The 12,564-nt window shown below is 61.9% G+C and carries 9 protein-coding genes; all 9 read right to left on the minus strand.

Translation table 11 applies throughout. From position 1 onward, the window contains the following. Positions 1-9: 9 nt before the first annotated feature. Positions 10-1,245, minus strand: a complete 1,236-nt coding sequence (locus AC1DVN_RS29765) for a 3-deoxy-7-phosphoheptulonate synthase (protein WP_477847788.1) — start codon at positions 1,243-1,245, stop codon at positions 10-12. Further along, positions 1,229-1,537, minus strand: coding sequence for a chorismate mutase family protein (locus tag AC1DVN_RS29770; RefSeq protein WP_477847787.1), 309 nt, complete (start codon positions 1,535-1,537; stop codon positions 1,229-1,231). The genes AC1DVN_RS29765 and AC1DVN_RS29770 overlap by 17 nt, the downstream gene beginning before the upstream one ends. Beyond that, entirely contained in the window at positions 1,530-2,441 is a 912-nt protein-coding gene (locus AC1DVN_RS29775; RefSeq protein WP_477847786.1) for a prephenate dehydrogenase dimerization domain-containing protein, read from the minus strand. Before AC1DVN_RS29775 ends, AC1DVN_RS29770 begins: the two co-directional genes overlap by 8 nt. Further along, positions 2,438-4,504, minus strand: a complete 2,067-nt coding sequence (pabB, locus tag AC1DVN_RS29780) for an aminodeoxychorismate synthase component I (protein ID WP_477994705.1) — start codon at positions 4,502-4,504, stop codon at positions 2,438-2,440. Before pabB ends, AC1DVN_RS29775 begins: the two co-directional genes overlap by 4 nt. Positions 4,505-4,572: 68 nt before the next feature. Beyond that, complete coding sequence (locus tag AC1DVN_RS29785; RefSeq protein ID WP_477847785.1) at positions 4,573-6,153, minus strand: MBL fold metallo-hydrolase; 1,581 nt, start codon at positions 6,151-6,153, stop codon at positions 4,573-4,575. A 60-nt stretch (positions 6,154-6,213) separates the two neighbouring features. Next, the gene (locus tag AC1DVN_RS29790; protein ID WP_477994702.1) at positions 6,214-8,955 is read right to left on the minus strand and encodes an AMP-binding protein; all 2,742 of its coding nucleotides are present in this window, start codon (positions 8,953-8,955) and stop codon (positions 6,214-6,216) included. Further along, on the minus strand, positions 8,934-10,109 hold the full coding sequence (locus AC1DVN_RS29795) for a hypothetical protein (protein WP_477994703.1): 1,176 nt from the start codon (positions 10,107-10,109) through the stop codon (positions 8,934-8,936). The genes AC1DVN_RS29790 and AC1DVN_RS29795 overlap by 22 nt, the downstream gene beginning before the upstream one ends. A gap of 35 nt (positions 10,110-10,144) precedes the next feature. Next, positions 10,145-11,149, minus strand: a complete 1,005-nt coding sequence (locus tag AC1DVN_RS29800) for an AurF N-oxygenase family protein (RefSeq protein WP_477847782.1) — start codon at positions 11,147-11,149, stop codon at positions 10,145-10,147. Between the two features lie 845 nt (positions 11,150-11,994). Beyond that, positions 11,995-12,297, minus strand: a complete 303-nt coding sequence (locus AC1DVN_RS29805; RefSeq protein ID WP_477847781.1) for a hydantoinase/oxoprolinase family protein — start codon at positions 12,295-12,297, stop codon at positions 11,995-11,997. Positions 12,298-12,564: the final 267 nt, after the last annotated feature.

Genomic DNA, 12,564 nt, shown 5'->3' on the forward strand with positions numbered 1-12,564 from the left:
TTACGGCGGCTACAGCAGCGAAAGAAAGCGGGAGACGACTTCGGCGGACTGTTCTGCGTTCAGCCGTGGATCGCAGGTCGAACGGTAGTCGGTAAAGGAGTGTTCACCCTCGACCCTGGCCACACATTCGGTGACGGGGTCGGGGGTCACTTCCAGATGCAGACCCGCAGGCCACTGCCTCGCTGCTTGCATGACCCGCAGGAAGGCAGTGATTTCGTCGACGATCGACGTCAACGCGCGGGTCTTGACCCCGTCGTGGACGTAGCCGTTGCCGTGCATCGGATCGCAGATCCACACGACGGGACGTCCGTCCGCCGCGACGGCATCGACGATAGGGCTCAGCATGTCGCCGACGCGGCCCACCCCGGCGCGCACGATGAACGTCAGTCGACCGGCAACGCCGTCAGGGTTGAGTCGCCGACTGATCGCCACGGTTTCCTCCGGAGTGGCGCTGGGTCCGAGTTTGATTCCGACGGGGTTGGTCACGGACCGAGCGAATTCGAGGTGGGCGCCGTCGAGTCCGCGGGTGCGCTCACCGATCCACCCGAAATGTGTCGACCCCGCGTACGTGCCGCTGGCACCTTCCCGCACGAGCGGGCATTCGTACGGCATCAGCAGCAACTCGTGTGAGGCATACACACGCTCGAGTGCATCGCGACCCGACCAGGACTGCCTGAGCTCGTCCAGGATCGTCGCCGCGCACCGGTAGGCGGTCACCAGCCGTGTCGGGTCCGGGACGCGGGCAGCGGCATCTTGTTCGGAGGAGTTGACCGCGTCCCCGCGGTACGAGGCGATCAGCTCTCCGGACCGACTCATTTCGGTCGGGGATGAACGCGGCTTGCCGTACTGACCTGCCATGCGTCCGATCGTCACCACGGGTATTTGCGCACTCGCGCGCATCACGGCGCTGAGCCCCTGCAGGTGATCGATTTTGCGGCGGACGAGATCTCTGCGCGCGTCGACGAATTGCTCCGCGCAATCTCCGCCCTGGAAGACCAGCGCTCGGCCCTGCGCCGCCATGGCGAGACCACCGGCGAGCGCCTCGATTTCATGGTCGACGGTCAAGGGAGCCATGCTGGTGAGTTGGTCCTCGACGAGTGCCACCGCGTGAACGTCGGGCCAGACCGGCTGCTGCGCGACGACGCCCCGCCGTTCGGTGAGGAACCCGGCGACCGGCAGCGCACCTGTGGAGTCGGTGCCGTCGACAGGTGCGAGTCTGTCGAGGCCGTCAGTGTGCGGTCGCATCGGCGATCTCCAGATCTTCGACTCTGCACGTTTCGTCGATAATGACGCCGTAGAGGGTGACGAGGAAAGCGGGGTCGATGCCGTGTTCCCGGCCGAAATGTGCGGCGCGGTCCTTCACGAGGCCTACACGGGCGGGTTGCATCATTGCGATGTCGTGTTCGGCTTTGTATCGTGCGATCCGGATGCAGCATTCGAGACGGCGGCGCAGGGTGTCGAGCAAGGTTGCATCGATGTCGTCCAGTTCGCTGCGCAGCAGTTCGAGTCCGTCGACAGCGGTGGTGTGGTCAGTCATCGGCAGTCACTTCCGTTGTGATCAAGTCGGATTCGGGGGTATCGGACAGATGGGTGAAGGTGTCGGCGCAGATCCGCTGGTACCACTCCAGGTGCTCGCCGAACGCGGTTTCGACGGTGGCGAGATGCGCCGCGAATTGGGCGGGATCATCGGATTCGACGGCGTTGGCAATGCTTCGCAGGCTCTCTGCCAGTTCGGCCCGTGCGCGGCGGGCACGGGGATTGCGGGATTGGATGTCCCAGTAGACTTCTGGCCGGTTCACCGTCATGCGCGCCAGGAGCGCAGTGAGCATCGTCGACGGTGGGGTGGCGAAGTCGCGGAGGGTGGCCATCTCACACCCACTGTGGGCGAGGGCGAGTCCGTAGCTCAATACCGCCGCATGTGTCAGCGCTTGTGTGGTCGCAGCAGCGTGATCGTGCTCGTCGGCGGTGGTGAACAGCAATCTCGCGCCGCGGTCGGTGAGGAGACGCAGGAATCGCTCGGACCGTGGACCGGCCCCTGTTTCGACGACTGCGATCGAGCGGCCGTGGAGGTCGAGGGACGGCGCGAACAGTGGGTTGATGCCGACGATTTCGATGTTCTGATGCCCGCACAGGTGCGGGGTGAGAACGGTTTTCACCGACAGCGTCTCGACCAGTAGTGTTCCCGGCCGAATCGCGGAGGTGATCACCGGCAGCGCCGCGACGGCGACGTCCTCCGGGACCGCGAGAACGACGACGTCGGCGGATTCGAGGATCTTCCTCAATTCTTCCGTGGGTGCGGTGATGTCGGCGTGCAGTCCGTCGACGGCACTGGTGGAGTCGACGACCAGTGTGTCCATCCCGCGGCTGCGCGCCAGGCCGGCGATCATCGCCCCGACCGCTCCCGCGCCGCCGACGACTACGTACCGTTCGGGCGCGTTCATACAGCGTCGGCGACGTAGTCGGATACGGCGGCGCTGCTCAGTGCCGTGAGCAAGGCCCTCGCCTTGACCTGCGTTTCGGTGAACTCCTCCTGCGGGTCCGACATCGACACGATCGCGCCGCCGACACCGAAGCTCGCCCGCCCGTCTGCCATGACCAGGGTGCGGATGACGATGTTCAGATCGACCGCTCCGGCGAGGGAAAACCATCCGAGTGCACCCGCGTACACCCCGCGTGGGCCATCTTCGAGTCTGTCGATGATTTCCATCGTCCGTTGTTTGGGAGCGCCGGTCATCGAGCCGCCGGGAAAGGCCGCTCGGAGACAGTCGACTGCGGACAGTTCACGGCGCAAGGTGCCGCGCACGGTAGAGACGAGCTGATGGACTGGTGCGTACGTTTCCACGTCGAACAGCAGGGGCACGTGCACGGATCCGATGTCGCATACCTGGTTGAGGTCGTTGCGGAGCAGGTCCACGATCATCAGATTTTCGGCGCGATCCTTCTCGTGGGCGAGGAGATCCTCGCGCAACACACGGTCTTCGGCGGCGGTCCTCCCCCGCGGTCTGGTCCCTTTAATGGGTTTCGATTCCACGGATCCACCGGCGGTGATGCTCAGGAAGCGCTCAGGTGAGGCGCTCAGGACCGACAATTCCGGCAGCTCGAGGAGTGCCCCGTAGGGGACGGGGCTGATGCTGCGGAGGGCTCGGTAGACGGCAAACGGATCTGCGTCCGAGGGTGCGCTGAGCATGTTGGTCATGCAGATTTCGTACGACTCGCCCTGCGAGATTTCGGTGAGGCATTCGTCGATGCGGTCGAGGTAGACCTGTTTCTGGTGCCGCAGTTCCACTTCGAGCCCGAAGCTGTGAACGTCGGGGTCACCTGCCGAGAGCGGTATGGGGGTGCGGTCGCTGTAGATCGTGGCGAAGGTCGCCAACTGCGCTGTTGTCTCGTCGAGCCACTCGTTCGCAGGAAAGGTGTAGCCGTCGCGGCTCAATGCGAGGAGATAGGTGCAGCGGTCGAGGTGATCGAGCACGATCATGCGGTCCGCGAATATCATTGCCGCGTCGGGGGTTTCAGCTGTGTGTGCGTCCTCGCCGATCGTTTCCGATTTCAGTTCGTACCCCAGATATCCGACGTATCCGAGGTTGAATTCGAAGGGCAACCCTTCAGGGACCGGGATTCGACGTTGCTCCAGTTGGGTTTCCAGGTAGTCGAAGAACGTGGACCGCACCCCTCTGGTCTGACCGTCAGCGGTGCGGATGGAGACGGTGGTGGTGCTGACGTCGTGGGTGAGATATTCGGCGAGGGGGCCGTCGGCGTTGCCGAGGAAGGAGAACCTTGATGTCCCGTCGATGACAGCGCTGCTGTCGAGCCAGAACGCGGTTCTCTGTCCTCGACTGAGTTCCTGGTAAATCAGTTCACCGTCGGCCAACCCGTCGAGGCGGCGATGGTGGATCTCGTAGTCCGCCGGTGCAGGTTGCTGATCTTCCCGCACGCCTCTGGCGAGGGCGAGAAAGTTGGTGAGTAACTCACGGCCAAGGTCGCTTTCGATCGATTCGGGATGAAACTGAACACCCCAGATCGGTTGAGTGCGGTGCCGCAAACCCATCAGGACGCCGTCTGCAGTCCAGGCCGTCGCTTCCAACTCCGGCGGCAGTTCGGTCACAGCCAACGAGTGGTAGCGGACAACGGCGAGCGGTGAGGGCATCCCTTCGAACAGTTCGATCGCGTGGTGCTCGATCTGTGAGACGCGGCCGTGTACCGGTTCGGGGGCGAGCTCGACCCGGCCTCCGAACAGATGCGCGATTCCCTGATGCCCGAGGCACACACCCAGGACCGGGAGGCCACTGTCGACGATGGCGTCTCGGCTGATTCCGAAGTCGCGTAGTCGATCCGGTCGTCCGGGCCCGGGCGAGATGATAATCGCATCGAATTGGTCGACGCCGATTTCGGTCCAGTCTGCATCGTTGGGGACCACGGTCGGTGGTGCGCCGTTGACCTCACCGATGTACTGATAGAGGTTGTAGGTGAACGAGTCGTAGTTGTCGATCAGAAGTATGCGCATGGTCGGCGTGCACCTCGTCGTCGGATCGGTCGGGTTGTGGGGTCCGGCGGTGGGGAAGGCGGTGGCCGTCATAGTGGGAGTGTTTCTCGGATGAAGAGCCGCTTCGAGGTACGGCCCTTGCTGACGGCGTAGTCGGTCAGTGCGTTGCTGTCGATGATCGCGGGGTGGTTTTCGTCGTAGTCGATGGCCATCAGATTCCCCATCCACGATTCCAACCCCATCGCGTAGGTGTAGACCTCGTCCGGGTCGAGTGCGTCGACGATGTCTCGGCCTTGTTCGAAGTTCGAACCGTTCAGGCGACGGCTTTGGTCCGACCGCCGCGCCAACGGCGCACTGAACAGCGGACCGTAGATCCAGCTCGCCGCGGCGCCGATGCTTTCCATTCCGATGAAGACCGTGTTCACGCGGCCGATCAATTCAGCGACCTTCGCGTACATCGTCGGCGAGATGTTGGTCGAATCCGCAGCGAAGAGTGCCGTCTTCTCACCGAATCGAAGATGCCAACCCGCCTTCGTCCTGATCTGCAGGTCGCCGTGCTCGCCGAGGAATGGCAGAGCGGTCACCTGAACGGATCCGCACGTGTGGGTGTCCAGGTCGTCGAATTCGACGACATCGGTGAACCCGAGGTGCCGCAAGATCCTGGCCAGGCCGGGGTCGACCATGCTCGACGTCGACGACTTGGGCACGAGGATGGTTCCTACCTTGTGCCGGATACGAAGCAGCGTTTCGAACAGCATGTGGTCGGTGTGATTGTGAGTGATCAGGAGATAGTCGAGCGCGGCGGGTAGGTCGTCGTAGGAGAACTTCCCCTCTGCCGCGCCTTCGTATCCGCCGTAGCTCAATACGGGGTCGACCAGGAATGTCGTCCCTTCGTACTGGGCGTACACCGATGCGTGTCCGACGTATTCCATTCGGTCACTTCCGGTTTCGTTGTTCACTGTCGGCACGGCTTCGAAGTAACTGCGAAACAATGCCGAACGCTCGGCCGGTATCGCGAGTTCGTGTTCGAGCTGGGTCAGGCCGCTCTCCGAGAGATCGCCGCGAAACAACCTGTCGAGCAACGGCGACTTGAAGGGGACGTCTACGACGAGCTCTTGGTCGGTGTACTCGAGAACTGGTGTGGTGAGGGCGAATTCGCGTGCGTCGGCGGTGATCTCACGGAATCGCACCTGTTGCAGGGATTCGTCGTAGTAGTCCGATGCGTACATCAACGGTTCGATGAACCGGTAGTCCGGCGTCTTGTTGTCGCGTCCGTAGAACACCTCGACCCGCCCCGCCAACGCGAGCGGAAGCCGTTGATACACAGAATCGAGGCTTTCGCCGGTGTAGTCGGGGAGGATCTTCTCCTCCAACTGTTTGATCGCTTCGAACAATTCGAGTGGCCTGTCATAACTGCCACGCATACTCTCGTACCAGTTCTTGATCTGGTCGTAGTGCTCGTAGGCATGTATCCACGGACCGCCGTGCATTTTCGGTTGCTTGACGGCCATGGCGTGGACCTGCGGGTCCTCGAGATACGACTCGATGATCGGAATGAAGCGGTTGTGAATGAAGCGTGCCAGCGTATGGGGCGGAACCAGGTACGACCACGCGTACCAGCCGCCGATCGCGGGCTCGACCGCAATGTTCGAGCGCAAGGAATAGTTCATCAGGGAACTCTTTCGGTTCAGGTGATGCGGGTCAGGGCAGAGCGCAGCGGGTACTCGCGCTCACACGGGAGCCGGGGCGGCCAGCAGGGCAACCACATCGGTCAAGATGTCGAGATCGTGACCGGCGACCGGACGCTGCCACCCACTTCCCCCGAGAGCTGCTTGCAACACCGGGACCAACCGGTGATCGGTCCCGGGATAATCACGGACGCGGTCGAGCCACTCCGAGACGGGCACGACTGCGGATTCCTCGACCCCCACCAGCTCCATGACCTCGTCGAGCGAGTACGTGCGATGAACGACCACCGCGGACCCGGCGCTACCCCCGTGCACCGCGGACACGGCACTGCGGGCGACCGTGCGGACATCGCAGACCGGGATGTAGCCACCGAAGCGTGGCAAAACCTGCAACTCCGACGACAAACGCAACACCGCACTGAACCAATCGTCGACGAGGAACCGCCGATCACTTTCCTGGTGACCGTAAATCAGGGCGATACGGAGAACATTCACCTCGCACCCCACCTCGCGCAGAGCACAGAGGTAGGCCTCGGCAACGAATTTCGACTGAGAGTACGGATCTGCGATGGACGCCAACCTATCCCGCGTGAACGGACCGAACTCCTCGCCTACCGACGCCGCCGACAGGAACGTGAACGACTCAGCGCCACCTGCAGCTGCGGCCTTCGCCACCACCACGGAGTTCTCCACACTGCTCGCGAGATGCTGTTCGAGCGGCAGCCGGTGATTGACGTCGTAACCGCAATGTACGACCGCAGAAACCGCCGGGGCACTGCCGTTCTCGATTGCAGCTGCGAGACCCTCGTAAGTCATGGTGCGGACATTGCGGTATTCGCCGGCGACACGGTCGAACCGCTGACGGTGCCGCCGAAGCCCTTCTTCCGGATCGCTGACACTGACGACAAGCACATCAGCGGCGTTCTCCGTGAGGAGGTGATCGAGAACGTGACCGCCGACGAATCCTGATATTCCGGTCACCAGCATAATTGGAGTGCCCGCTCCGCCGCTGCCGACGTTCAGGTCCGCCAGTTCAGTCCGCAACGTGGACAGTCGCGCGTCGATCTTTTCGTACACCGTCTGCACTGTCGACGGGCGGGCCTGTGCGTCTCCACCGTGAATGCAGCGGAGAAACCCGTTGATGGAGAAGTCGTATTCCATGGCGTCGAAAGCGTTCTCGACGTCGTCTTCGCCGTAGAGATCACCGAGCCGGACTTGGATGCGCATCATCGCCAGCGAGTTGCCGCCCGCGTCGAACAACGACGCGTCGGGGTCGATGCTTTCTCCGAGTACATCTTTGACAACTTCCTCGACCGCGGCGCGCTCCGCCTCAACGTCGCCGAGCGGCGCGGTGACGACTACTGCCTTCTCGAGCTGTTTCCGCAGCGCGGACTTGTCGAGTTTTCCGCTCGTTGCCAGCGGCAGTTCGTCAAGGATCTCGATCCGGTCCGGCACCTCCCAGAACGGGAGCATCTCGCGGACTTCTTTCATCAGAGCGCCCGCATCACCACGGCCGGGAGGTGAGGCAAGAACCAACTCGTCCTCGAACGCCACCATCGCCACAGGATGGTCCAGTTTCGTCGCGAGGTCCGCCTCGACGTGCACGATGTTCACGCGATGCCCGAAACGCTTGATCTGCTCGTCGATGCGGCCGAGGTACCTCAGACGACCGTCGCCGGTGATGCTGACCCGATCCCCCGTCTTGTACGCACGGCACCCGTCGATCTGTGTGAAGACGGTGCGGTCCTGCTCACGTGCACCTTCGTACCCCAGAGCAACCCCTGCTCCGACAATGACGAGTTCCCCTTCCCCGAGGTTGTCGAGTACGCCGGATTCCTCCGCGTGAACGAACGCCTCGAACCCCTCGACCGGCGAACCGATCGTGTCCTCGAACTCGTCCAGAGCCGCAATGGAGAAACACACCGTTCCCTCGGTCGGGCCATACGCGTTGTAGACTGCGCTGCACTTCCTCGCCTCCTCGAACTGCGCTCTCTTCAACGCCTCCGCCGAGAACTGAACCTTCCCGATCCGGCGCTTCGCAGCGTCGTCGAGCCGCGCATAGATCGACGGCGCGATCATCAGGACATCGCACCCTTCTGCCTTGAGGTGCGCGGACACGGACCCCAACCAGGAACCTTGAGACTGTTGTGGCACAACGACTGTGGCACCGCTGTAGAGACCGGCGAGGATCTCCGAGATCGATGCATCGAACGACAGCGACGAGAACTGAAGCAGCGAATCCCCTGCGCTGATCTCGAGAGTCCGATTCAATGCTCGGCACAGATTCTCGATGCCGTCGTGCCCGATGTTGACCAACTTCGGCGCCCCGGTCGATCCCGACGTGAAGATCGAGTACGCATACCGCGGCGCGGGCCTGACCGAACCAACATCCGCAGCCTCGGGCAATCCGACCTCGGGGGCGTAAACACGTTCCGCAGTCGTCGACGCAGACGCGATGACGCTGGCACGGTCGAAGTACACCACGAGCGCCGGTTCACACAACGCGAGTGCATCATCCACACGCTGGGCAGGCCATTCCGGATTCATCGGCGTGTAGATCGCGCGGCTGCGCATCGCCGCCAACGCCCATACAATCCCCTCTGCCGAGTGATCACCGACGAGAACAACACGCTGGTCGAGTTCACAGTGCGAGTCGATGAAATCGGCGAGCACGCAGGTGATCCGGTCAAGCTCGGCGTACGACCACACACGGTCCGCGGTGCGGAGTGCGGCATCGCCGCTGTGGCGACGAAAAACCTCTGTCAGTAGCTCTGCGAGATGCATTGAACTCCAATCCGTTGCTTGAGCTTGCCGAGCATGGTGGTGGCTGTGTCGGCTGGCAGGAACCTACGTTTGTACTGCACCCGCATCAGCGGAGGACCTGGCCAGGACCTGTCGATGAGAAACTTGACGTCTTCGAACGTCCGCGCGCTCAGGACCGGTACCCAATCCCAGCGATCCGGCCTCGGACGCATGAAGGTGGTGTCGGAGACGACGATTCGCGGGACTCGTCCGCGGGTGAATCCTCCGGCGAACGCGGGCAGGTCCGACATGGTGAACCGGCCCGCCGACTCGTAGAGGGCGCGTGCTCGCCGGAAGTGGGCGACGTCGTACGTTCCCCGTTGTTCCGCGCGTATCACCAGTGGCCGGATCTCACCGTAGTAACCGGCTGAGCCGTTCATCGTTCGCTGCGAAAACGGGTATTGCAATACGAAGTCGCTGTCGAACGTTTCGAGGAGCAACTCACTCACCACACTGAGAATCTCGTTGAAGCGCACCTCTTCTCGCACAGGCAGCCAGCTCCCTGTCGAGGCGGAGATCGTGGGGATGCCCTTCACCCGAGGAGTCACAACGCCGCCGAGGGAGGTTTCGACGGCATCGACGTCTGCCCGAGGCAGGCCCGCGTACCGCCGGACAGCTTCCCCGTGCCCGCGGTAGTAGTCACCGAGCGACACGGCGTCGGCGCCCTCCGGTTCGTACACCGCTTGCAGATAGTCCCGGAACACTTCCACCAGATACGTGACATCGGGAAGATCCGCGACGAGATGATTCACCTTCACGAATACGGCGTGCTTCCCGGAACGGTGACGCCAGCACGCAACGTGCACGACCTCGTCCAGCGTCAAGGGTGTCGCATTGTGATAGTTCGACATGATCGCCGTCATGTCGTCGATATCGCCGTCCACAGTGCCCGGCACATACACCAGACTGCATCGCACATCCGGTGGTTCAACATCGAGGACGTTCGCAAGGGCGTCACACAACCCCAACCGCTCGACCAACACACGGAAACGTCGCGTGTCCGACAACCGCGTCTCGTCGACGACGCCGATCGCTCCGGAGCACGGATTCACGTCCCCGTCCAAACCGAGGTCGTGCAGAAAACTGTACAGATCACGAAGACCGTCAGTTTCCTCACGCAATGCAGGTTCGTTCACGAAAGTTCCCCTCCTACTTACGTTTCGCCGACGAACTACTTCACGCCCACCGAATGCCAACCGAACTCGACCGCGTCGAGAGCCCCCATCTCCGAGAGCAACGTGTGCAATCCCGAATGGTCCTGCACGAGGTGCACCCCGGACTGAGAAGCACGAACGTCCGCTGCCGCCCGCTCCCACCCCTTCACACCTTCGAACTCCAGGATCGTTTCCCACGTCTGAAAGTCCGGCGCGATGAACGCTTCCATCCCGGCGATCAGCTTCTCCAGGAAGAAACGTTGCTGATCCGCAGTAAGACGCTCGTAGACTTGCTTGGCCATCTCGTCGGCAATAGATGCGTGGCAGTACTCGTCCCTGTTGTGCAGCTTCACGAGCGTCGAGTTGATCGTCTGAATCTCCTGGTCGTTGGCAAGCAGATCCAGATAGGCGTTGATCGAGATCTCCGCGACCGTGGCGAACGCCAACGACGTCAGATTCTTCTGCCATCCCTCGGTGTGCTCGTCACGGTGACGCCGATGAATCTGGGTAATGTGGGATTCAGGCAGCACATGATCGGAAAAACTGTCCCGACGCTTTCGCCGGGTCACCGCGCTCCCGTTCATGTGCATCAACGAGTGATACTGCTCATCGACCATCGCTTGGGCTATCGCAATCTCGAGCGCCGGTCCTCCGAGGGCGGGAAACGCTCCGTCGAGAACCTTCTCGAAAGCCGGGTTCACGATCCGCTGCTCAATGAGCACGGTATTTCGGTTGTAGGACACCCACCCCCAACTCAGCAGGCGCGACCGGGTCTCTTCTGACAGGGTGTCCCAAATAGGGTGCGCCCTGATCGGGACCATGTCCTTACGGAAATCGGGGCGGGCCAGGTCGAAAAGATCGTCCAGATCAGGCTCGTGACGTTTCACGGCGGCACGTCGGTGCCAGTTCGATGCGAGCCGACCGATGATCGCGTTTTCGACTTCGTCGTTCGGGTCGAATGCGGGCAGCCCTGGGAGGTGGGTCAGATGATCATCCGTGTCAGCTGAGGCGGTGTCGGACATGAGCTAGCGTCCCCCTTCGTTGGCGTCACTCAGCCCCCACCCTGCACGATCCGGTAGGTGATTATCAGTCGGTAGTTACACCTACGGAATTGCCCCGACAAGAGAATTACCTACACCTGATCGACGGGTTCACCACCTGTCCGTGTCATCAGCGGTCGCGCATAGGCATCCCGCGAATGCACCAGGTGACGCTATCGGATTAGTGATTAACCAACGGAATTCGGCACCAACGAGCGCGTCAGGCAACACCGATCCCCACTATCGGACGAAGGAACGATTCCGATGGGCAACGACCAGTGGAGGCGGATTAAATTGTTGGGGTAGCAGCAAAAGTCCCCTGAACCTGGCTGAACTGCGCGGGGAGTGTTTTCCCTAACTCGGAGCAAGTAAAATCGCGCTTTCCTGCGCCGAATGGCATGAACGCCGAGTACAACGGCCTGCGCGACGTAGATGCGCAATGGTGCATCTACCAATGTCCTTCCCTTCGGCGAATCGCGTCGCGTTCTGGTGGTGAAACCCTTGTGACATAGGATGGTTCACCAAGTTCCGTCGAGGATTTTTCAGTCAGTCCGCGCGTGTGTACAGCGGTGAATTCGCCGTCGGGTGTGAGGCTGGGTCCAGCGACAATCATATCGTCGGGATGTACAACAAGATCCTAAGCAAGGTGGCTGTCGCCAGTATGGTTCGACGCGGCGCGGCCACTGCAAAACCCATGTCCCACATCAGCCAGAGTCGTCACCGCCGTCCGAGCGGACGCCTGGCACGTCCTCTAATCTCATCGTCAGGCCACGACGCACGAGGCCTTCACGGCTCTTGCGCAAGGTTGCGCGCGGATGCCTTCCTGGTCAGCGGAACCAAGAGCTCAGCGAGGAAGCGCGAGTCGTTGAGATACCGCTCGTAAGGGAACTCGTTTGGGTCAGCCAGTCCCGCAATTCGGTTGCCATCGCCCTACCCGTCATATGGAAGAACTTCAGGCCGGCCGGCGTTGCGGACACCAGTCGGTCTCGTGCGAGGGTCTCCATCGCCGCCAAGCCGCCGGCTGGTCCGCTGAGAATGGTCTGGATCAGGTTTTGTGCGACCAGTCGGGCGTCGCAGATACCGCCACTCGAGCGCATAACATGAAGGGGTGCAGTGCATCTCCCCGGCAAGCGAGTTCTTCGGTCAGCGTCGTTGCACCTTGGTTGGGTTCAGAGCCGACCGATTCGTGTGCCACGAACTGTGCGTCTACCGGTTTGCCGTCGATCTGAACAGTTCTGTTGCTATGACATGCCGGTCAGGGACTCCATGAGGTGAGACGTCCCCGTGTTGAGCACACATCGCGGAGACCCACTTATTGCGCCGGGCTCTTTGTTCCACCCGGCATCTCCACCCTAAAACAGTCCCTTAGATTCGGATGACGGGCGATTGGAACCGTT

The organism is Rhodococcus sp. P4_E4, assembly GCF_056401575.1.

Coding starts and splice junctions, on each gene's coding strand:
- AC1DVN_RS29765 (WP_477847788.1), bottom strand. CDS start 1,245: ATGCGACCGCACACTGACGGCCTCGACAGACTCGCACCTGTCGACGGC.
- AC1DVN_RS29770 (WP_477847787.1), bottom strand. CDS start 1,537: ATGACTGACCACACCACCGCTGTCGACGGACTCGAACTGCTGCGCAGC.
- AC1DVN_RS29775 (WP_477847786.1), bottom strand. CDS start 2,441: ATGAACGCGCCCGAACGGTACGTAGTCGTCGGCGGCGCGGGAGCGGTC.
- pabB (WP_477994705.1), bottom strand. CDS start 4,504: ATGCGCATACTTCTGATCGACAACTACGACTCGTTCACCTACAACCTC.
- AC1DVN_RS29785 (WP_477847785.1), bottom strand. CDS start 6,153: ATGAACTATTCCTTGCGCTCGAACATTGCGGTCGAGCCCGCGATCGGC.
- AC1DVN_RS29790 (WP_477994702.1), bottom strand. CDS start 8,955: ATGCATCTCGCAGAGCTACTGACAGAGGTTTTTCGTCGCCACAGCGGC.
- AC1DVN_RS29800 (WP_477847782.1), bottom strand. CDS start 11,149: ATGTCCGACACCGCCTCAGCTGACACGGATGATCATCTGACCCACCTC.